Source organism: Bhargavaea ullalensis (assembly GCF_042432615.1).
GTDB lineage: Bacteria > Bacillota > Bacilli > Bacillales_A > Planococcaceae > Bhargavaea > Bhargavaea ullalensis.
Genome location: NZ_JBHLWY010000001.1, coordinates 13,491 through 34,493, shown reverse-complemented (window position 1 = coordinate 34,493; position 21,003 = coordinate 13,491). Strand labels below are relative to the sequence as shown.

Below are 21,003 nucleotides of genomic sequence, written 5' to 3'. Positions count from 1 at the left end.
TGGCCCTCCGAGCTTCTCTCAGCCCCCAGCCGCCGCGCAGTAACTCCACGATTCCACTCACACCTCCAACGCGCTCACTCACCCCCTGTATGATTCCACTCGCCCCGCGTACGCGCTCACTCACCACCCCAACGCGCTCACTCGCCCCACGAACGCACCCAACCCCCGCCCCAATACCCCAAAATGTTTACCCCACCCAACTCTCCCGGGTATACTACCCACAACGACAATCGAAGGCGGCGATAGGGATGAAGCGGTGTATGCCTTATTTGATGTTTCATGGGCGGGCGGCGGAGGCGGCCGTGTTTTATAAGGATTTGTTCAACCTCGAAATCGTGGAGATGAAGCGGTACGGCGATGCGGAGTTTCAGACGCCGGAGGGGGCGGAGGATTATTTGATTCACGGTTATCTCAAAGGTCCCTGCCTGGAGCTGATGCTGGCGGATTCTACCGAGCCGGAGCCGGAGTTTCCGGTCCGCAGTGTGTCGTTCATGATCGACTGTGATTCAGAAGAAGAGATCCAGCGTCTGTACAAGGGACTCCTTGAGGACGGTCGCCGGCTGATGGAGCTGCAGGAGACGTTCTGGGGCGCCGTTTACGCGAAAGTGGAGGACCGGTTCGGGTTCACGTGGGATCTGAACTATGAGCAGCCGCGCGAATTAAAATAACATCAGTCACAACAGCTTCCGGGCCGTCCACACCGTCCGGAAGCTTTCTTTATTGAAACATTCCGTTCATCTTCCGTTCAACTTCGCCCGTTACAATGGACTTATCGCAACGCGCGACGGGTAGAAGTACTGCAAGGCGCGGCGGATCTGCCGCAAACCGGCTGGAGGGGATTCCATGATTGTTTCCATCATCTTATTCGTCTTGTTCAGTTTCATCAGCTACCGGCTGATCGGAAGCGAAAACCTTCGGGGGAAGGCACTCATCGCCTCGGTCCTGTCGCTCGTGTTTTCGAGCGCCGCCTATTACGTGTTCCATGTGAGAAACGCACCGCCGGAAACACGCTTTTTCCATTTTGACCATTACACATTCCTTTACTTCATCACACTGGTCGTCGTGTCGATGGGGTTTTCGCTGATTCTGGAGATGATGTCGCCCCAGGAAGGCAAGCCGGAAGACGCACCGGGCCTCATCCCGCGGCTTCGTTATTTCGTCTCATCCCGGCTGCGTTATTTGAACCTGCTTGCGGTCGTCTCCCGAAACGGCCTGCTGAAAAGCACGCTCCGGCCGGGACGGGAGATGCGGAGCCGGGAAATGGCGGTCGCGTTTCGCAATACGCTGGAAAAGGCGGGCGGGCTGTTCGTGAAATTCGGCCAGTTCCTGTCGACCCGCTCGGACTTGTTCCCGGCGGAGTTCCGCGAAGAACTGTCCCGGCTCCAGGAAGAAGTGGAGCCGGTTCCAGTCGAGCAGATCCGCGAAGTGATCCGCACCCAGCTCGGCCGCCCCGTCGATGAAATCTTCCGCGAGTTCGATGACGAGCCGCTTGCCGCCGCTTCGATCGCCCAGGTTCACCGGGCGCAGCTGAAAAACGGGCAGGAAGTCATCGTCAAAGTCCTGCGGCCGGCGCTCCGCAAACAGCTGGCGGTGGACGTCCATATTTTGACGAGCTTCGCGGATCTGCTTGCCAGGAGAACGGCGTGGGCTCGCAAGATCGGCATTCGTTCGCTGACGGAGGGGTTCATCCAGGGGCTGCATGAGGAAACCGACTTTTCGTATGAGCTCGGCAACCTCCGTCAGATGAAGAAGGAAGAGAGCGGGAGTGTTTATATTCCGACCGCGTTCAAGGAGTACTCGACAACGGACGTGCTCGTGATGGAGTATGTGGACGGCGTGAGCCTCAGCAAGGCCGCCCGCCGGCTTCAGAACAATCCGGCTGCGCGCGCGGAGCTGGCCAATGAACTGTTCCAGGAAATGCTCGAGCAGATTTTCGACAAGGGACTCTTCCACGGCGATCCGCATCCCGGCAACATCCTGATCCTGAAAAACGGGCGGCCGGCGTTCATCGATTTCGGGGCGGTCGGGCGGCTGTCGGAAATCCAGCGCAACGGATTCAAGTGGCTGCTGATCGGGATCATCCGAAAAAATGCAGATTCGATGGTCACCGGCGTGAAAAGCCTCGTCGAGAATAGCAATGACATCGATTCGCGGAAGCTCGAGCAGTCACTCAGCCAGTTCCTTGCGGAGCACTCGTTCGAAGGCGACATCCTCGACGAAATGGGGAAAGACCTGTTTGAAATCATGGGCCGCTACCGGCTGCAGTTCTACCCGGACGTCGCCGCGGCGTTCCGGAGCCTGATCATCCTGCAGGGCAGCCTGCAGACGGTCGATCCGAATTTCAACCTCGCCGCCGTGCTTGACTCGTACATGAAGACGATCATGAACTTCAGCAGCCTCAAGCAGACCGCGCTCGACAGCATGGAAGACGATCTGCTGAACCTGATCCCGATGCTGAAAGCCCTGCCGAAGCGGATCGAAGGAATCACCCGGCAGGCGGAAGACGGCCGGTTCACGATCCGGATGTCGCTGTTTTCCGACGAGGCGAACGTCCGCTTCATGAATTCCATCGTCTCGCTGTTCTTCACGGGTCTCGTCGGATTCGCGTTCGGCGCACTCGCACTCGGCGCACTGTTTCTCGCCCAGTCCGAAGAACCGGGCGGATACTCGTTCCTCGACGTGTTCGGCTATTCCGGACTCGGCCTTGGCGTCACGATGCTCATCCGGGTCGCCATCCAGAGCATGCGCCGGAGGCAATAAATTCCACTCAATCGTTATCCGGATATAATCCCACCAGGAGGTGCAATCATGGCGGCAGTCCAAAAGCACTCAAAAATGAACCTCGGCTTCGTGGTGCTCCTGGTCGGCGTGTTCATGGCCGCGCTCGACAACGGAATCATCTCCGCGGCGCTCACGACGATCAACTCGTCGTTCGACGTGTCCGCCACACACGGCACATGGGGGATCACCCTTTACACGCTCGGCCTTGCCATCGCGACGCCGATCGCCGGAAAACTGTCCGACCGGTATGGCCGCAAAAAGCTGTTCCTCATTGAAATCGCGATCTTCACGATCGGCTCGCTCGGCGTCGCGCTGAGCCCGAACTTCGCATTCTTCCTCGGCGCCCGGCTGTTCCAGTCGCTTGGCGGCGGGGGGATCTTCATCATCGCGAGCTCCTACGTCATCAGCACATTCACGAAAGAAAAGCAGGGCAGCATGCTCGGACTCATCGGCGGCATGAACGGCATGGCGTCGGTCATCGGCCCGAACATCGGCAGCTTCCTGATCGACCTGACGGGCAGCTGGCATTGGCTGTTCCTCATCAACGTGCCGATCGGCATCCTGCTCATCGTCTTCGGGATCTTCTCCCTGCAGGAATCGAAAGTGCCGGTCCTGTCGAAGATCGACTTCTTCGGAATCGTGCTGCTGTCTCTCTCGATCCTCAGCATCATGTTCGCGATCAACAACCTTGGCAACAACAGCTTCCTGAACTGGAGCGTCCTCGGCCTCCTGCTGCTCGGCGTCGCCATTTTCGCCCTGCTCATCTTCGCTGAAAAGCGCGGCGAACAGCACAACGTCGACCCGATCCTGCCGGTGAGCCTGCTTCGCAAAACGACTTACTCGGTCACGATGATCATGGCGCTTCTGTCCGGCACGTTCATCGGCGCGATCATCTTCATCCCGTCGTTCGCCGAACAGATCCTCGGCATCCCGGCCGCCAAATCCGGCTACTGGATGACGCCGCTCGCCATCGCATCCGGCATCGGCGCAGGCGGCGGAGGCTACTTCGTCGACAAGCAAGGCCCGGTCCGCACGCTCATTATGTCCGGCGTGATCTCGATCATCGGCTTCGGCGGCCTGAGCTTCTTCACCGACACGAAACTGATGTTCATCATCCTCTCGGTCATCGCAGGCATCGGCTTCGGATTCGTCCTCGGCGCCCCGCTCACCGTGCTCACATCCAACGCGGCCGGCGAACAAAAAGGCTCCGCGCTCGGCACCCTGAGCGTCGCGCGCCAGATCGGCCTCACCATCTCGCCGACCGTCTTCGGCGCCATGATCCAGCGCGGCTTCAGCCAGCTCGGCGACATCATCCCGGAGAAGCTGCAGGAACACGGCGTCGACCCGAGCACCATGCCGCCCGGATCGATGGACAGCATCCAGGGCGCCGGCTACAGCAACATCCAGGAAAGCATCGCGAAAATCCCGTCTCCGGACGTGCAGGATGCCCTGCGCGAAGCCTTCAACGTGGCGGCCCATAAAGCCTACGACCCGATTTATCTGACCACTGCCGTGATGGCGGCTTTGATCATCGTGCTGGTCGTGGTATTTGCGAAGAAGTTCCGTGCAGACGCGGCCGAAGATGCGGCGCGCGAGGCGGAAGGGGAAGTGTGAGTGAAGGAGGAGTCCCTGCGGGGGCTTCTTTTTTTGTGGGGTGGGAGTGGGTGAGTGGGTGAGTGGGTGAGTGGGATCATAGGAGTTGCGAGTGAGCGCGTACATGGCGTGAGTGGAATCATACGGGCCGCGAGTGAGCGCGTACGGCCTCCGAGTGGCTTCATCAGAAAAAACGCTCGCCGGGGCGAACGTTTTCTTCCTTCATTCCGATCAATCCATCCGACGCTTTTTATAAACCACGACTGTCAGCACGACCGCGGCGGCGGCCCAGGCGGCCAGCACGAGCAGGTTGCCGCCGACGGATTCGCCGCTTTCCATCCCGGCCCACATCGTCGCGAGCTGTTCGCTCGGGAGATAGTTGATCGCCGTGACGACGGTTTCATTCGAAATCATTTCCTTGAACATGCCGGCCATGCCGAAGATGAACATGACGGGCATGCCGAGGATGCTCGTTTCCATGACAGTGCGAGACAGCAGGCCGAGCAAAGTGCCGATTGCGAGGAAGATGACGAGGCCAAGCACGATGCTCACCGTGAACAGCGGCAGGGACGGGACGCGGAAATCGGCCAGGAAGATCGATCCGATGATCACGACGAGCGTCATGACACCGCTGAGCAGGCTTTTGCCGATCAGGATTTCCATCGTGCTCGCCGGCGACAGCAACAGTCCGCGCAAAGTGTTTTTCTCCTTTTCCTCCGCAACCATCGCGGCCTGGACGAATGCACCGGCAATGACGAGGGCGAAGGTGATCGGCATGGCGGCAAGCGGTCCTTCACCGGCGCCGATCCGGCCGAGCCAGGCGGCGAAAAATAGGGGGAGGGCGAGTGTGATCAGCACATATCCGTTGCGCTGAAGGTCTTTCCAGTCTTTCATAAAGATCGCATTCACGCGTTTCATCGAAAAGGTCATCATGCCAAGTTCCTCCCTGTCATCTGTACGAATAGATCGCCGAGCGACGGCTCGTTCGAGTGGATCGTCACCAGCTCACCGCGCTCCATGAAGCCGGCAATCGCAGCGGCTCCTTTGGCATCCGGCTCGATTGTCACCGTCTGCTGATTCTTCAATAACACCGAAATTGTCGGCCGGCCCTGCATCGTCCGCAGATTCCGCGGCGTGTCGAACAGCCGGATTTCCCCGTCATGGAGGAATGCCACCCGGTCACAGAGCGACTCGGCCTCTTCCATGTCATGCGTCGTCAGGAAAATCGTCGTGCCCGCACGGTTGAGCGCCTTCAGCCCCCCGTGAATGTGCCGGGTGTTCGCCGGGTCGAGAGCGGAAGTCGGCTCGTCGAGGAACAGCAGGTCCGGTTTGTGCAACACTGCACGGGCGAGCGTCACCCGCTGCTTCATCCCCTTGGACAGTTTCTGCACTGGCGTCTTTTCCTCGCCGATCAGGTTCACCATCTCCAGTGCCTCCCGGATCTCTCCGCGGTCCGTTCCGTAAAGATCCGCGAACAGCCGGAGATTGTCCGCGACCGTCAGCCGGTCATACAATCCGCTGTTGTCGGTGAGAATCCCGATCCGCTTCATCCGTGCCGGGTCCTTCAATAAATGAACCGGCTCGCCGAACACACGGACTTCGCCGGCGGTCGGTGCGAGCTGTGCGGTGAGAATCTTGATCGTCGTCGTCTTGCCCGATCCGCTCGGTCCGAGGAAGCCGATCGTCTCTCCTTTTCGCACGCTGAAATCCACATCTTTTAAAGCTGATTTGTTTCCGAATGATTTGACGAGGCTGCGCACCTCAATGATGTTCTCCATGTTTCCGCCCCTTTTCGCCGTGGTCGTTTGCTTGACCCTAATGTACCGCGGATTCATCGGAAACGCAGTAATATCAAGGCGAAAGGAGCGCAGGGAGGGGTGAATGGAGCAGAGGGCGGCTGAATGGAGCCCCTTTTCGGCCGGCCGGAGCGGCTCAGATCCCGAGAAACGCCTTCAGTTGGGCATACTTTCCCTTGGAGAGGGGAACGGAGCTTTTATTTGGATCTTCAAGGATGAGGCTGTAGCTGTTCCGCGTCCATGTAATCACTTCGCGGACCCGCTGCAGGTTCACGAGATACGACCGGTGGCAGCGGAAAAACCCGAACGGCACGAGCCGCTTTTCCAGATCGCCGAGCGTGATCGCGCACGGGAAGGTCTCGCCGTTCACGTTCAGCATGGACACGCCGTCGGTGCTTTCGACGAACACAATTTCCGTCGGATCAAATAAAATCAGCTTGTCGTTCACCTTGGCCGGCACTTTGTCGAAGCGGATCTGGATGGAGGAAGGTCCGTCCTCGTAATCGGGGGCTTCTTCTGTATTCGGCACTTCTTCCACCGTAGGGTTTTCCTCTGAAATTTCCTCGACCGTCTCCTCCGGCGCGAGCTCGATCCCTCTCAGACCGTCGCGATTCAGCCGGTAGACGGTCGGACTGATGGCGACGGCGTTCTCCAGGTTGCTCGTCGTCAGCAGCACTGCGCCGCCCGCTTCCGTGAATTCCTCGAGCACCCGCTGAAGGATGATCCGGCTTTCAATGTCGAGGTTCTGCTCCGGTTCCTCGAGCAACAGGAGGTCCGGCTCATGCACGATCGCCCGTGCAAGCTGCAGCCGCCGTCTTTCCGAATGGGAGAGCTTGCGGATGCGCACCCGTGCTTTGTCGGCGAGCCCGACTTTCCCCAGCAGACCGGCCGGCGCCGATCCGCTTCCATACAGATTGCGGAACAATAGAAGATATTCGGCCGGCGTCAACCGCTCGTACAGCGCGTCATCAAGCAGAAACACGCCGATCCTCCGCGCCAGCTCACGTGCCTTTCCCTTCGTGGGCTCCTCCAAAAACCGGATTTCCCCGTGCAGCACCGGCTCCACGCCCGCCGCCATCCCGATCAGCAGCCGCCCGGTCTCATGATCACATTGCACCGCCGTGATCCTGCCCGCCGCCACACTCAAATCAAACCGCGGAAACACAACCGAATTTCCCGCTGACTTCTCCACCTGCCGGAACTCCAGCACCGCCATGTTGTCATCCCCCTGCTGTCGTCTGAATTCTCTCTACCAGTTTAATGAAAGACGGGGAGGGCGGCAATAGGGGGGAGCCGGCAACCGGCAACCGGCAGAAAAAGCCCAATGTCTTCCTGCAATTGATATACTAAACTCAACAGCATGTCCGAAAAGCGGGTGAGTGAATGTCGGCGATTGAGATTTTGACGTGGCCGTTCCGGCAAAAGGCGATCAACAGGATCAATAACAAAGAAAGCTATTTGAACTACCCGGTGATTTATCTGTTGAACGGCAAAAAAGAAGCGTATATCGGCGAAACGGTTTATTTTAAGCATCGGATGAAAGCCCATTTGAAAAGCAGGCGGAACCTGGACCAGATTCATTTGATCAAGCATGAGCGATTCAACCGGTCTGCCACGTTCCACCTGGAAACCAAATTGATCAATTACTTTTTGGGTGATGAAAAGTATGAGCTGCAGAACAAAAGCAAGACGGCGAGCGACTTCACCCACAACTATTACAACAAGCCCTTTTACGACCGGGATGTGTTTGAAGAACTTTGGCGGAAGCTGCATGAAGAGAAGCTGGTGGATCATCAGCTCCACGAAGTGGAAAACAAAGACATCTTCAAGCTGTCCCCGTTCAAGGAGCTCACACTCGAGCAGCTGGACCTGAAAGACCGGGTGATGGCGTTTTGCCGCGCGCAGGTGCAGACCGATCCGGGTGAATACGGAAGCCTGCTCGTCGTGGAAGGGGAGGCCGGCGTCGGAAAAAGCGTCGTCCTCAGTTCAATTTTCAACAGCATTCAGGAAGAGACCGCGGAACCGTCTTCCGAGTTTTACGGCAAGGACAATTACCTGGTGGTCAACCATGAAGAGATGCTCAAGACGTACAAAGGAATCGCCAAGCAGGTCAAACATCTGAAGGTGAAAAATTTCACGAAGCCGACGTCGTTGATTAACCGGCTGCAGAAAGAAGACGGCCGTGCAGATATCATCTTTGTGGATGAAGCCCATCTGCTTTTGACGAAACCCGACGCCTACAACAACTTCCACGGAAACAACCAGCTGGAAGAGCTGCTGAAAAAGGCGAAAGTGGTCGTGGTCATCTACGATCAGGACCAGGTGCTGAAACTCAAAAGCCTTTGGAGCGCAGAGCTTCTGGAAAAGCTGAAACGGCTGAGCGCCCACCACGAAGAGTATCAGCTGACCAATCAATTCCGGATGCAGGCCAACGATGACGTTCTCCGCTGGATCAATGCCTTTAAAAGGAAACAGCTGCTCCCCATGCCGGAGGATGACGGCTATGATCTTCGCGTGTTTCAGACGCTGGAACAAATGCACAGCGCCATCATCCAAAAAAATCAGGAGCATGGGCTGAGCCGGGTGGTGTCGACGTTTGATTTCCTGCACAAAAAAGACGGGCAGACCTACTACATCAGCGAATCCAACGGCGAATACCGGATGCCGTGGAACACGACCAGCACACAATACACATGGGCGGAAAAAGCGGAAACGGTCAACGAAGCGGGCTCCATCTACACAGTGCAGGGCTTTGATCTCAACTATGTCGGCGTGGTCCTGGGCCCTTCCGTTCAATATGATGAATCCCGGGATGAACTCGTCATCGATCCGGAGAAATACATGGACAAAGGCGCTTACACCGGGACGGACGGCATTGCCGATGTGCAACAGGCCAAGGAGAAAATCGTGTTAAACTCGATCAATGTCTTGATGAAACGCGGCGTAAAAGGCCTATTCCTCTATGCTGCGAATGAAACTTTGAGGAAAAAACTGCTCGCGGATCAGCGCGAGAGAGACGAGAAGTGATCCCGCATTCATCCGCCGCGCCCCCGGTTCATATCCTATAGGTGGAGGTGTGCGGATGCCGAGAGTGAATTACCGCAGCAAAGACGTGGATCTGATGGCGCGGATGATGCGGGCGGAGGCGGAGGGGGAAGGAAACCAGGGGATGCTGTACGTCGGCAACGTGATCGTCAACCGGGCGGTCGCGGATTGCCTGGATTTCGCTGATGTGCGGACGATCGAAGATGTGATTTTCCAAGTGCAGGGCAACAACTATTCCTTTGAAGCCGTCCAGAAAGGAAATTTGTTTTACCAGCGTGCGAGAGAATCGGAAAAGCGGCTGGCGCGGCAGCTCCTGGAAAGTTGGCGCCAGCACCCGGCCAAATACGCCCTCTGGTACTTCAATCCCTACGCCCCGTGCCCGCCGACCTGGTACGGCCAGCCGTTCACCGGCCAGTTCAAGAACCACTGCTTCTACGAACCCGCCGCCGGCACATGCGCAAGCGTCTATAGTTAATGAAAGAAAAAGCAAACCAACCTCGGGCCATGACGAGGTTCGTTTGCTTTTTTTTCGTGGTCAGAGCGGATGATTCCACTCAGAAGCCCTACGCGCTCACTCGCGAGCCGTATGATTCCACTCGCACCTCCTACGCGCTCACTCACAGCCGCTACGATTCCACTCGCCCCCGAACCCACTCACCCGGGGTCTCCAGGCTGAAACCCGCCCCTCGAATCAAATATGCACACCACCCGGACTATGATTCCACTCGCGCCTCCTATGCGCTCACTCGGCAGCGATATGATTCCACTCGCGCTGCCTACGCGCTCACTCGAGGCCGCTATGATTCCAATCGCCCCCCGAAACACTCACCCACAGCCCCCAGGCTGAACCCACCCCCCGAATCAAACGCACCCACTCCCAAACAATATGATTCCACTGGCCCCCTCGCCGTATGCTATACTATTCCGAAAAGTGATATTTCGAATAGAGAAATATCTAAGGGGGAGGCCCATCATGACAAACGACCAAACGCTGACAGAAGAAAACCTGCTGCTGGAGTATTTGACGGTGAATTCTGCGTACGAGCCTAAAGCGATTCCCGAGACGGAGCGGTTCACGTTCATTTCCAAAATCACGGGGATTCCGCAAGTGTGGACGCTGGATCCAGCGGGCGGGCCCGTGCCGTTCGCGGAGATGCCGGACCGGGTGCTGAGCGTGTTTCATTCGCCGGACGGGCAGCGCACGGTGATCGGGATGGATCATCACGGGAATGAAAAGCAGCAATTATACATTCTCGACAACAATCCGAACCGGACGCTCGAGGAAGCCGGGGAAGAACTGCTCGCCGCGGAGAATCACGAGAAAGCGGAAACGGACCACCTGCCCGAGCCGAAGCCGCTCGTCCATTCGCCGGAGCATTTCCACTACCCGGCGGGCTGGTCTCCGGACGGGTCCCGGATCGTCTTTTCGAGCAACCGGCGGCATCCCGGCCATTTCGACGTGTTCACGGTCGATGCCGACACCGGCGAAGAAAAGACGATCTACGAATCCGACGCCAACTGCGAACCGCTCGGCTGGATCGACGACCGCACCGTCCTCGTCTCGCTGAAGGAAACGAACATCGACAGTGCGCTGTTCGCCGTCGATACCGAATCGGGAGAGACGACCAGAATCGGATCGGCCGGCACGCCCGCACGCCATGCATCGCCGGCGGTCATCCCAGGCGCGCGAAAAGGCTATCTGCTTACAGACGCCGGCGAAGACACGCAGTACGTGGCCGCCTTCTCGCTCGATGAGCCGCACACAATGGAAAAACTTCTGCACTGGAAAAAGTGGGACATCGAAGAGATCGCCCTGTCGCCGGACGGGCGGCTGCTCGCCTTCACGCTCAATGAAGGCGGCATTTCCCGGCTTGGATTCTACTCGCCCGACACCGGAGCACATGAACTTGCCGACGGCCTGCCCGGCGGCGTGATCGGAGGACTGTCTTGGCTGACCGGCACACGGCTCGTCTTCACCCAAAAATCGCCGACCGAGCCCGGCGACATCTGGGAATACCGCCCGACGGAAAGAACGGCGGTGCGGCACACGAACCTTGGGCAGTCGGACACCGCCGGCCCGCTTTGGGCGGAGCCGGAGCTGCATGCGTTCTACTCGTTCGACGGCCTGGAAGTTCCGTATTTCCTGTATGAAAAGTCGGCGGAGACGGGCCGTCCGGCGGTGATCTGGGTGCACGGCGGGCCGGAGGGTCAGTCGAAGGCGGAGTACAATCCGGTCGTGCAGTACCTCGTCCACCGGGGATTCGCGGTCGCGGTGCCGAACATCCGGGGCAGCCTCGGGTACGGACGCCGCTACCTGAAACTCGATGACGCGGACAAGCGGCTCGATGCGGTGGCGGATCTTGCGGAGCTTGCCGGCGATCTGGCTGCGTCGCACGGCGTGGATTCCGGGAAGATCGGCATCATCGGGCGCAGCTACGGCGGGTTCATGGTGCTGTCGGCGCTCACCCATTATCCGGAAAAGTGGGCGGCGGGCGTCGACGTCGTCGGCATGTCCAATCTGCGGACGTTCCTCGAAAACACCGGCGAGTGGCGGCGCTACTTGCGCGAGTGCGAGTACGGGACGCTCGCGGAGCACTCGGAATTCTTTGACCGGACGGCGCCGATGAACCTGACCGACAAGATCGAGGCGCCTCTGCTCGTGTTCCACGGCCGAAATGACACGCGCGTGCCGGTGAGCGAAGCCGAGCAGCTCGTCGCGGATCTCGAGTCCCGCGGACGGGAAGTGGAGCTGGTGATTTTTGAGAATGAAGGCCACCAGACCGAGCGGATCGAAAATCATATCCTGATGCACACGAAGACGGTGGAATTTTTCGGGAAGCAATTAAGGGGGAACCGTTGATGGAGAAATTGTGGAAAGACGAGCGGGTGCAGGCCGCGCTCGCGTTCATCGAACAAGACAACGACGCCACGACCGAAGAGCAGATCGAACTCACGGAAATCGAGGCGCCGACATTCGCCGAAGCGGAAAAGGGCCGTGCCTACCGGGCGAAGCTGGAAACGCTCGGCCTGGAGGAAGTGGCGACGGACGCAGCGGGCAACGTGTTCGGCAGGAGGCGCGGGAAGGGAAGCGGGCCGACGCTCGTTTTGTGCGCCCACCTGGATACCGTGTTTCCGGCCGGCACCGACGTCAAGGCGAAGCGTCGGGACGGCAAAGTGTTCGCGCCGGGCATTGCAGACGACGGCCGCGGACTCGCCGCTGTTTTGGCGGTCCTCCGGGCGCTCCAGTCTGCGGGCATCGAGACGGAAGGCGACCTGCTGATCGGGGCGACCGTCGGCGAAGAGGGCCTCGGCGACCTGAACGGCGTGAAGCATTTATTCGCGGAGCGGGGGGATGAAATCGACGGCTTCATCTCGATCGAACCGGGCGCGCCCGACCGGATCACGTACCTCGCGACCGGGTCCAAACGCTACTCGGTCAAGTACCGCGGACCCGGCGGCCACTCGTTCGGCGACTACGGCACCCCGAGCCCGGTCCACGCACTCGGCCGCGCCATCGCCGAAATTTCGTCGGTCCGGACACCGGAACTGCCGAAGACGACTTATAATGTGGGCGTGATCGGCGGCGGCACGTCCGTCAACACGATCGCCGAGGAAGCGGAAATGATTCTGGATCTCCGGTCGACATCCGCTGACGAACTCGCCCGGCTTGAACGCGAAGCCCTGCGGATCATCCATCAGGCGGCGGATGAAGAAAACCGGTTCCGCGGCCGGCCCGGTGCGGTGTCGGCGGAGCTGGAACAAGTCGGCGACCGCCCTGCGGGAAGCCAGGATCCGGAAAGCACCATCGTGCGGATTGCTGCTAATGCCTCCAGACTGCTGGGGTATGATCCGGTCCTGGAAGGCGCCTCCAGCACCGACTCCAACGTCCCGATCCACCTCGGCATTCCGGCTGTGACACTCGGCGGCGGCGGAGAATTCGGCGGCTGCCACACACTGGGCGAATGGTTCGACCCGAACGGCGCATTCGTCGGCGTGCAGAAAGTACTGCTCACCGTGCTGGCTTTGGTCGGCGTGCCGGGTGTGGCGGGCGCGGGGCTGGAAGTGAGGGAGAAGGCGGTCAGGTGAGGCGGGAGCGGGGCGAGTGAGACGCAATCCTGGGCGAGTAAGTCGCAAACACTCCCGAGTGGGACGCAATCACCTCCGAGTGAGACGCTATCCACTGTCTGTGACTAATTTTTTACTTCTCAAATCAAAGATTCTCCGCAGGTGGAGAATCTGCCAAACCCATAAGGAAAACCTTCCGGCGCGCCGGAAGGTTCATTTAAGGGCTTAGAACATTTGGAGTAACCGGATCATCCGGAGGAAAAAGGGGAAGACATCTGTGGCGAAATAACGAGTGAGTCGCTTTCCTCTGCGAGTGAGACGCTTTCTCCGGTGAGTGAGACACAATCGTGCCCGAGTGAGTCGCTTTCCCTTTTTCGCCCCTCAAAAATAAAAACGGCTTCCGGAGATTTTACTGCCGGAAGCCGTTTTTCCTATTTTATTTCATGGGTTTTCTGTTGTTTATCTCTTTGATGCCCGGTAGCCGGCCGCCTGGGCTTCGGCTTCTGAGCAGAACATGACTTCGGCGTTCGTGCGGTCGTAGTACTGGCCGCCCGGCTTGTGATAAATATGGCTGCTGGCGTTGCCTTTGATATTGCAGGCGCCTGCCGGCTGCTGCGGTTGGGGAGCCGGTTTTGGCTGAGGAGCCGGGGCAGGTTTTGGAGCAGGCTTCGGCTTTGGCATGTTCTGGGCGGGGGAAGCCTGTTCTCCGCCATTCACGACTGCCGCATCAAACCCTCGGTCCGTCGCATAGTTCTCGACCGACCAAATCCCGACTGCCTGCTGCTGGGCTTCTTTCTGCAGCGTGTCATAGCGGTCCACGTATTTGGTGTTCGGCGCGTAAACATACGCTACGCGCGCAAGCCCCTTTTTCAGGAGCTCCTCCTGCACCGACACGCCGTCAACATACACGTAGGCCAGCAGACGGTTGTACTTATCCCGGTCTGACACGTCGAACTCCAGCTCGATCGACCCGCTCTGGACCAGCTTCGTCGTGAATTCCTTCGCCTCCCGACCGAACGGCTGCACACCGAGGCGCGGGTGGTTCGTCTCGGGCGTGTCGACGAGCAGGAAGCGGACGGATTCTGTCCGGCCATCGATGTTCACTTTGATCGTGTCTCCGTCAATCGGGTTTGCAAGAGTGACCGGCACACGGTTGGACGCTGCTGCCGGCTGGGCTGCTTCCTTTTGGACGGATTCTTGCGCAGCCGACCTGGTCTTGGCCGTAGCCGGAACTGCCGCAACTTCAACTGACTTCAGCTCAGCGGATTTCTCGTCGGCTTGGGAGACCTCTTCCGCTTCTCTTTTGGCGGTCTCTTCATTTGGAGCCTCTTTTATGTCGGCGATTTTCGTTGGCGCTGCAACCGCCGACTCGGACTTCACTTCTTCATCGGAGGCCACCTGATCGGGAGCCGGGCCCGCAAAGATCACGATGACCATGGCGGCCAGGAATGCCCCCGCCACTTTGGAATGCCGCTTGATTGACGGCTTCATCCGGAAAGCCAGCTGGAGGAGGAAATCTGCCCCGCTGCCAATCAGACCGGCCAGTGCGGCGGCGAAGAAAATAAAGTAGAGCCGGTCGATCAGCACCCCTGCCGAAAACAGAAGCATGGCAGCGAACAGCGCCACCCAAACCCCGATGGCCAACCTGGTTCCGAGCACCACTTTGCGTGCGTCATGCTCCATCTTCAGGGCCAGTCTGATAACCAAAATGACCACACCGGCTGCCAAACCGGCGGTCGCCAGTAAAAATAATAAGGCAAATAATATGGACATCCATGAGTCTCCTTCTCGTGAAAATAACCAAGAATCATTTTCTCACGGAATTGGAGAACCGTCCATATGATTATTGCCAGAATGAGTAAAAGAAAAGGAACTTCCAACGAAGGAAGTTCCTTTTGAAGAGACGATGTAAATGCGGCACTACCGGGCACTCTGACCCCGGCCGGAGATGCGCGTCATTCCCTTTTCCACTTCCCGTCGGAGGTGCCCATTCGCGCGGGACAAGGCGGTGCCGCGGCCCTGTGATGGAGATAGTATACGCACTAAGGATGAGAGATATACATGGAAAGCGGAAAAAGTTTAGGGGGGAGGGGTGTTTATTATGTTGGGGCCGTGTTGGATCACGAGTGGCGCAAGTTTGGGCTTGAGTGGCGCAAGTTGAGGCTCGAGTGGCGCAAGTTAGCCCCTGAGTGGCGCAAGTTGGCCTCCGAGTGAGGAGAGTTTCCTGAATTCCTCTGATTTGGTCCGAAACGCTCCGAATCACCTGTGGATAACTCTCCGTTTTTCTTGTCAAATTTCAATTTTGGCATCGGAAATTGCCTCCTTTTGCAAACTTGAAAAGTTATGTTTTTTCTTCTCTTTTTTATGCTATGGTGTCGTTGAGGAGGTGGGGGAGTGGGGGAGAGGAAATACCCGCTGGAGTTAAGGAAGCTGGAGGCGGCGCTTGGCAGAATGTGGCCGGGCGACCGGGAGCGAGAGGACATTGAGGAAAAAAGGTACCGGGTGGAAGCGGGGTTCAAGGGGGAAGTCATGGTCGACCAGCATTTGCGCGGGCTGCGCCTGCCGGTGAATTGGACCATTCTCCGAGACATCCGCCTGCAGATGCACAAAGATTACATTGTTCAGTTTGACACACTCATTGTGACGGACCTCGGAATTTGGATTTTGGAGTCCAAGCAAGTCCGCGGCCGCCTGCATTGGCACGAGAACCCGCGCCGTCTCGAGCGCATCGACGACGACGGCACGATCTTGTCGATGAACTGCCCGATCACCCAGCTGGACAATCAAAAAAACGCGCTCGCCGGTTGGCTCGGTGATCGGGGCATTTGGACGACGGTCTCCGGCGCAGTTGTCTTTACCCGGCAGAATGTGTGGGGCAGCTTGCCGGAAGATGCGCCGTTCATCTCGGTGAAGCAGATCCCGTCCTACTTGAAGCGGGAAATCAATGCAGCAAAATCCGCCGGCGACCACTTTTCTTTTGAAATCATCGCAGATCTCATCCGGACCCATCAAGTCGAACCGGATCCGACTCCTGCCGTCGACCTGTTCAACCTGCGGCCCGGCTGGTTGAAAACGGGCCTGCTCTGTGAATGGTGCTCGGGAAAATTAACCCGGATCTCCCAGCGGACCCACGTGTGCCACGGCTGCAATAAACCCGTCAACGGAGACCCATACGGCCGGGCCCTGCTTGATTTTGTCCTGGTGTTCAAAACATCATTCACCAACCGAGAATTTTGCGAGTTTGCGGAGATTTCATCTTCGACAACCGGGAGACGTACCTTGGAACGATACCCACTTGAAGTGATTGGGAAAACCAATCGACAAAGATACAGATTCGTGCCAACACTCCACCTGGATCACTCGGGGCAGAGATTGAAGAGGCGGGGAGAGGGTTAGATTCTTTATGAGTGGCGCGAGTTTGGCCTCGAGTGGCGCGAGTTTGTGCGCGAGTGGCGCAAGTTGAGGCTTGAGTGGCGCAAGTTGGCTCTCGAGCGGCGCGAGTTTGCTTTTGAGTGGCACGCGCTATGCACTTATGGTTGGACGAATCTCTATTTTATAGTTGGAGCCGTCGGGCATGGGAAATCCATGCCGGTAACTGAATCGGGTGGTGAGTGGCGCAAGTTTGGCCTCGAGTGGCGCGAGTTTGGCCTCGAGTGGCGCAAGTTGGCCTCCGAGTGGCGCAAGTTGGCCCTCGAGTGGCGCAAGTTGGCTCGTCACCCGCTTCCACACTCCGCCCACACAAAAAAGCTTCCGCCCCCACGGAAGCTTTTTTGCCTCTCACCTCACACCTTCACTCAACCGTCACGACAATTTCCGCAGTCCGGCCGGTGTCGCCGACTGTTCCTTCGACCGTGTAGTCGCCGGGCGCCAACAGGTCGGCGGTTTTCAGGTTCCAGAACACCGGGGCGTCGGCGGTGATGCCGTTGACCAACCGGATCTCCAGTTTCACCGGGAGATTCGGCATCACTCCGGCTGCGGTCCTGACGGCTGCGGGTTGTTCGACTTCCTCGACGGCATATTTCACGGCACGGGTATCGTGCGCCCTCACGAGGAAGCTGGCGAATTGGCCGCGGCTGACCGCTTCTTTCGGACGGAATTCCAGCACATGCGTTACGTTATTCTTTGCCAATACAAGAATCGGCTCGCGGAAATAAGGGGCGGCTGCATGCAGGTCCCGCATGGATACGATTTCATCCGGCACATCCTTCAGGCCGAATGCGTTCACAAGCACCTTCGCCATCTGTTCGCGCGAGATGAGCTGGCGCGGGCTTACGTTATTGTTCGGGTTGCCGTCGAAGATGCCGGCGTTCCGCACGACCAATGACAGTCGGTATAACTCCTCGTCTGGTCCGTCCGCGGGTACGTCGGCAAATGCCTTCACCCCTTCAACATTATACGAATCAAGCGTTTCTCCGGATTGGCTCAGGACGAGCTTCCCGAGCGCCTTGATCGCATCCGCGCGGTAAACGGCTTTGCCTGGCTTGAATGTGCCGTCCGGATAGCCGGTCATCACTCCAAGCTCCCGAGCCAATAGTATATTTGCCGAATGCTCGCCGGACTCCGGTACATCCGTATACACGGGTGCCGCTGATGCAGTCGGCACCAAGAAAGCCAGCACCAGCACTGCCACCACCCAGCCGCCAAACCATTTTTTCATGTAAATGACCCCTCTCTGTTTGGATTCTCTTATCCTTCCATACCCTTCCACGCCGCCCGAGAATCAGCCCGACGGCCGTGTATTTTTTGCCTCTCCGCCCAAAACCGACTTTCCCGACCGAAAAATAATTTTTCGAAAAAGAGTTGACTTTCAATCAGGCACCGGGTAAAGTAGGTCTCAATCAACGAAACCAACCAATTACATACACATCATTTTCTTATCGAGAGAGATCGAGGGACAGGCCCTATGACATCTCGGCAGCGGACTCCACAGCGAGCACCGTGCCAATTCCTGCAGACGCGCACCGCGTCTGATAGATGAGAAAAGATGGCCAAACCGGCCTTCTTTTTCTTGTCGTCTTCAAGAAAAAGAAGGTTTTTTCGTTGCCTCGAACACAAGGAGGTCCGCCCAGTGATTGAATTCAAGCAAGTGTCCAAGACATTCACGCTCGGTCCGCGCGAAGTCCACGCGGTGAAAGATGTGACCCTGACGGTCGATCAGGGAGACATATTCGGCATCATCGGCTTCAGCGGCGCCGGCAAAAGCACGCTGCTGCGGCTCGTCAACCTGCTCGAGCGCCCGACGTCCGGCCGCATCGAGATCGGAGGGACGGATGTCACTTCACTCAAGCCGAAAGAACTCCGCAAACAGCGCCAGAACATCGGGATGATCTTCCAGAACTTCAACTTGTTCAACTCCCGCACGGTCGCCGGCAACATCGCCTATCCGCTGAAGCTCGCCGGCACGCCGAAAGCCGAAATCGGCCGCCGGGTCAATGAACTGCTGCAGTTCGTCGGGCTCGCCGACAAGGCCGGCAACTATCCGGATCAGCTTTCCGGCGGCCAGAAGCAGCGCGTCGGCATCGCCCGGGCGCTCGCGAGCAACCCGGACATCCTCATCTGCGACGAAGCAACATCTGCGCTCGACCCCGACACGACCGCCGACATCCTCCGGCTGCTCAAGAAAGTGAACCGGGAGTTCGGCATCACGATCCTGCTGATCACACACGAAATGGAAGTGATCCAGTCAATCTGCTCGAAAGTCGCCGTCATGGAAAACGGCGAAGTGATCGAGTCGGGCGGCGTGTTCGACGTCTTCACCGACCCGCAGCACGGAACGACCGAACGCTTTATCCGCTCCGTCCAGCAGGATCTTCCGTCGCCCGGAATCCTCAAAGAGTGGCGCGACGGAGGCGGGGGCAGGCTGTACCGGCTTTTATTCAAAGGAGCGATTGCGAATGAGCCGGTGCTGTCGCGGGTGACCGCCAAGCACGGCGTCACGTTCAACATCGTGTACGGCTCGGTGCGCGAGCTGCAGGAGCGGCTGTTCGGCAACCTGATCGTGTCGTTTTCGGGCGATCCGGATGCGGTCAGCGCCGCCATCGCCGAAATTGCGACGCTTACGGACATCGAGGAGGTGATCGAACTTGAACGTTGACTGGACTACATTTTGGCCGCGGATCGTCGAAGCGACGGGCGAAACGCTCATCATGGTCATCGCGACGCTCATCTTCGGCTCAATCCTCGGCGTCGTCATGGGACTGCTGCTGTTCGTCACCCGGCAAAACAACATTCTGGAAAATAAACTCGTCTTTAACTTGCTGAACCTGATCATCAACATCGTCCGGCCGGTGCCGTTCATCATCTTCCTCGTCGCGATTTCGCAGCTCACCCGGCTCGTCGTCGGCACGACGATCGGCACGGCGGCCGCGATTTTCCCGATGACGATCGTCGCAAGCTTCACGATCGCGCGGGTCGTCGAGAACAACCTCGTCTCGATCGATCCCGGCGTCATCGAAGCGGCGCAGGCGATGGGGGCGAGCCCGATGCGCATCATCTTCACGGTGCTGATCCCCGAAGCGCTCGGCCCGCTCGTCCTCGGACTCACGTTCGTCTCGGTCACACTGATCGACTTCTCGGCGGTCGCCGGGACGGTCGGCGGCGGCGGTCTCGGCCACGTCGCGATGACGTACGGCTATCAGCGGTTCGACGGCAGCGTCATGGTCGTCACCGTCGTGATCCTCATCGTCCTCGTGCAGCTGGCGCAATGGATCGGCAACACGCTGTCGCGGAAGATTATGCGGCGGTGAATGAAGGTGCTGTCCATTCTGTCGAAGAAATTCGCTCGCTTACCGCCCGGGGTAAACGCCCGCCTGAAGCGCAGCTCATCGAACCATACAAACAAAGGAGAATGCACTTATGAAGAAAATCTGGTTGCTCGCTCTGCTGCTCATCACCGCACTCGCCCTCGCGGCCTGCGGGAATGCCACGGCGGATTCAAAAACGGTGAAAGTGAAGATCGGCGTCAACGGAGCGGACGGCGCCCAGTGGCCGATCCTCAAAGAAATGGCGAAGAAAGAGGGCATCGACGTCGAGCTCGTGGAATTCGCCGATTACACGCTTCCGAACAACGCGCTTGCCCAAAAGGACATCGACCTGAACGCGTTCCAGACGATTGCGTTCCTCGCCCAGTACGGCAATGAAAGCGGCAATGACCTCGTGCCGATCGGGTCCACCCAGTTCGCGCCGATGGGCCTTTATTCCGAGAAGATCGGGGACGTTTCCGAACTGAAAAAAGGCGACAAGATCGCCATTCCGGACGACGCGGTCAGCCAGGCGCGCGCACTCCGCCTGCTGGAAAGCGCGGGGCTCCTGACGCTTTCGGACGACTTCGGACTGTTCGATGATCCGACGAAAATCACGGAAAACAAGCTGAACCTGGACATCATCCCGATGACGCCGCAGCAGACCCCGCGTGCGCTTCCGGACGTCGCCGCGTCGGTCATCAACAACGGAATCGCCGGCCAGGCCGGGCTTTCCCCGTCCGACGACCCGATTTTCAAGGAAGATGAATTCGATGCGAGCGTCCGGCCGTACGTGAACTGCATCGCCGCCCGCGGAGAAGATGCAGACAATGAAACATACAAGCGCATTGCGGAGCTTTACCAGACCGACGAAATCGCACAGGCGATCAAAGAAGACACGAGCAACGGCTCTGTCCTCGTCAAACTGACCAAAGAAGAACTCGACGGAACGTTCAACGAACTGAAGGAATAAAAGGAGAGAA

The 21,003-nt window shown here is 58.3% G+C and carries 16 protein-coding genes and 1 riboswitch; of the genes, 11 read left to right on the top strand and 5 right to left on the bottom strand.

From position 1 onward, the window contains the following. Positions 1-248 precede the first annotated feature (248 nt). The 3 genes from ACFFIY_RS00145 (at position 249) to ACFFIY_RS00135 (ending at position 4,395) form a co-directional block, all read left to right on the top strand. Positions 249-668 carry a VOC family protein gene (locus ACFFIY_RS00145; protein ID WP_354198002.1) on the top strand — a complete coding sequence of 140 codons (420 nt, stop codon included), beginning with the start codon at positions 249-251 and terminating at the stop codon, positions 666-668. A 175-nt stretch (positions 669-843) separates the two neighbouring features. Next, positions 844-2,760 (top strand): ABC1 kinase family protein, encoded by a 1,917-nt coding sequence (locus tag ACFFIY_RS00140; protein WP_354198000.1) that lies wholly within the window; start codon positions 844-846, stop codon positions 2,758-2,760. A 45-nt stretch (positions 2,761-2,805) separates the two neighbouring features. Next, positions 2,806-4,395 (top strand): MFS transporter, encoded by a 1,590-nt coding sequence (locus tag ACFFIY_RS00135; protein ID WP_435521453.1) that lies wholly within the window; start codon positions 2,806-2,808, stop codon positions 4,393-4,395. A gap of 210 nt (positions 4,396-4,605) precedes the next feature. Here the strand turns inward: ACFFIY_RS00135 and ACFFIY_RS00130 are convergent, their stop codons facing one another. From ACFFIY_RS00130 to ACFFIY_RS00120, 3 genes are all read right to left on the bottom strand, one after another. Further along, positions 4,606-5,307 carry an ABC transporter permease gene (locus tag ACFFIY_RS00130; protein WP_376837120.1) on the bottom strand — a complete coding sequence of 234 codons (702 nt, stop codon included), beginning with the start codon at positions 5,305-5,307 and terminating at the stop codon, positions 4,606-4,608. Beyond that, positions 5,304-6,152, bottom strand: coding sequence for an ABC transporter ATP-binding protein (locus tag ACFFIY_RS00125; protein WP_354197994.1), 849 nt, complete (start codon positions 6,150-6,152; stop codon positions 5,304-5,306). Before ACFFIY_RS00125 ends, ACFFIY_RS00130 begins: the two co-directional genes overlap by 4 nt. A gap of 154 nt (positions 6,153-6,306) precedes the next feature. Further along, positions 6,307-7,386: a LytTR family transcriptional regulator DNA-binding domain-containing protein gene (locus ACFFIY_RS00120; RefSeq protein WP_354197991.1), complete on the bottom strand. Its 1,080-nt coding sequence runs from the start codon at positions 7,384-7,386 to the stop codon at positions 6,307-6,309. Positions 7,387-7,553: 167 nt separating this feature from the next. On the opposite strand from ACFFIY_RS00120, the gene ACFFIY_RS00115 reads away from it, so the two are divergent. The 4 genes from ACFFIY_RS00115 (at position 7,554) to ACFFIY_RS00100 (ending at position 13,301) form a co-directional block, all read left to right on the top strand. Then, on the top strand, positions 7,554-9,197 hold the full coding sequence (locus ACFFIY_RS00115; RefSeq protein WP_354197989.1) for a DUF2075 domain-containing protein: 1,644 nt from the start codon (positions 7,554-7,556) through the stop codon (positions 9,195-9,197). A 55-nt stretch (positions 9,198-9,252) separates the two neighbouring features. After that, entirely contained in the window at positions 9,253-9,690 is a 438-nt protein-coding gene (locus ACFFIY_RS00110) for a cell wall hydrolase (RefSeq protein WP_354197987.1), read from the top strand. Positions 9,691-10,188: 498 nt separating this feature from the next. Beyond that, a complete protein-coding gene (locus tag ACFFIY_RS00105; protein ID WP_354197985.1) occupies positions 10,189-12,075 on the top strand; it encodes a S9 family peptidase in 1,887 nt (628 codons plus the stop codon). Continuing rightward, a complete protein-coding gene (locus ACFFIY_RS00100) occupies positions 12,075-13,301 on the top strand; it encodes a M20/M25/M40 family metallo-hydrolase (RefSeq protein ID WP_354197983.1) in 1,227 nt (408 codons plus the stop codon). The genes ACFFIY_RS00105 and ACFFIY_RS00100 overlap by 1 nt, the downstream gene beginning before the upstream one ends. Positions 13,302-13,739: 438 nt before the next feature. Here ACFFIY_RS00100 and ACFFIY_RS00095 read toward each other — a convergent pair whose 3' ends face one another. After that, positions 13,740-15,053, bottom strand: a complete 1,314-nt coding sequence (locus ACFFIY_RS00095) for a thermonuclease family protein (protein WP_354197981.1) — start codon at positions 15,051-15,053, stop codon at positions 13,740-13,742. Between the two features lie 621 nt (positions 15,054-15,674). On the opposite strand from ACFFIY_RS00095, the gene ACFFIY_RS00090 reads away from it, so the two are divergent. Then, positions 15,675-16,676 carry a nuclease-related domain-containing protein gene (locus ACFFIY_RS00090; protein WP_354197979.1) on the top strand — a complete coding sequence of 334 codons (1,002 nt, stop codon included), beginning with the start codon at positions 15,675-15,677 and terminating at the stop codon, positions 16,674-16,676. Between the two features lie 394 nt (positions 16,677-17,070). Here the strand turns inward: ACFFIY_RS00090 and ACFFIY_RS00085 are convergent, their stop codons facing one another. Continuing rightward, a complete protein-coding gene (locus ACFFIY_RS00085) occupies positions 17,071-17,937 on the bottom strand; it encodes an S-layer homology domain-containing protein (RefSeq protein ID WP_354197977.1) in 867 nt (288 codons plus the stop codon). Positions 17,938-18,151: 214 nt separating this feature from the next. After that, positions 18,152-18,261: riboswitch (SAM riboswitch) on the top strand. Positions 18,262-18,348: 87 nt separating this feature from the next. Here ACFFIY_RS00085 and ACFFIY_RS00080 point away from each other — a divergent pair. From ACFFIY_RS00080 to ACFFIY_RS00070, 3 genes are all read left to right on the top strand, one after another. Continuing rightward, positions 18,349-19,374 carry a methionine ABC transporter ATP-binding protein gene (locus ACFFIY_RS00080; protein WP_354197975.1) on the top strand — a complete coding sequence of 342 codons (1,026 nt, stop codon included), beginning with the start codon at positions 18,349-18,351 and terminating at the stop codon, positions 19,372-19,374. Further along, complete coding sequence (locus tag ACFFIY_RS00075; RefSeq protein ID WP_354197973.1) at positions 19,364-20,026, top strand: methionine ABC transporter permease; 663 nt, start codon at positions 19,364-19,366, stop codon at positions 20,024-20,026. Before ACFFIY_RS00080 ends, ACFFIY_RS00075 begins: the two co-directional genes overlap by 11 nt. A gap of 109 nt (positions 20,027-20,135) precedes the next feature. Next, positions 20,136-20,993, top strand: coding sequence for a MetQ/NlpA family ABC transporter substrate-binding protein (locus ACFFIY_RS00070; RefSeq protein WP_354197971.1), 858 nt, complete (start codon positions 20,136-20,138; stop codon positions 20,991-20,993). The last annotated feature ends 10 nt before the right edge of the window (positions 20,994-21,003 follow it).

What these genes read in the sequence shown, in the direction of transcription:
- ACFFIY_RS00145 (WP_354198002.1), top strand. Translation starts at nt 249, where the DNA reads ATGAAGCGGTGTATGCCTTATTTGATGTTTCATGGGCGGGCGGCGGAG.
- ACFFIY_RS00140 (WP_354198000.1), top strand. Translation starts at nt 844, where the DNA reads ATGATTGTTTCCATCATCTTATTCGTCTTGTTCAGTTTCATCAGCTAC.
- ACFFIY_RS00130 (WP_376837120.1), bottom strand. Translation starts at nt 5,307, where the DNA reads ATGATGACCTTTTCGATGAAACGCGTGAATGCGATCTTTATGAAAGAC.
- ACFFIY_RS00125 (WP_354197994.1), bottom strand. Translation starts at nt 6,152, where the DNA reads ATGGAGAACATCATTGAGGTGCGCAGCCTCGTCAAATCATTCGGAAAC.
- ACFFIY_RS00120 (WP_354197991.1), bottom strand. Translation starts at nt 7,386, where the DNA reads ATGGCGGTGCTGGAGTTCCGGCAGGTGGAGAAGTCAGCGGGAAATTCG.
- ACFFIY_RS00115 (WP_354197989.1), top strand. Translation starts at nt 7,554, where the DNA reads ATGTCGGCGATTGAGATTTTGACGTGGCCGTTCCGGCAAAAGGCGATC.
- ACFFIY_RS00110 (WP_354197987.1), top strand. Translation starts at nt 9,253, where the DNA reads ATGCCGAGAGTGAATTACCGCAGCAAAGACGTGGATCTGATGGCGCGG.
- ACFFIY_RS00105 (WP_354197985.1), top strand. Translation starts at nt 10,189, where the DNA reads ATGACAAACGACCAAACGCTGACAGAAGAAAACCTGCTGCTGGAGTAT.
- ACFFIY_RS00100 (WP_354197983.1), top strand. Translation starts at nt 12,075, where the DNA reads ATGGAGAAATTGTGGAAAGACGAGCGGGTGCAGGCCGCGCTCGCGTTC.
- ACFFIY_RS00095 (WP_354197981.1), bottom strand. Translation starts at nt 15,053, where the DNA reads ATGTCCATATTATTTGCCTTATTATTTTTACTGGCGACCGCCGGTTTG.
- ACFFIY_RS00085 (WP_354197977.1), bottom strand. Translation starts at nt 17,937, where the DNA reads ATGAAAAAATGGTTTGGCGGCTGGGTGGTGGCAGTGCTGGTGCTGGCT.
- ACFFIY_RS00070 (WP_354197971.1), top strand. Translation starts at nt 20,136, where the DNA reads ATGAAGAAAATCTGGTTGCTCGCTCTGCTGCTCATCACCGCACTCGCC.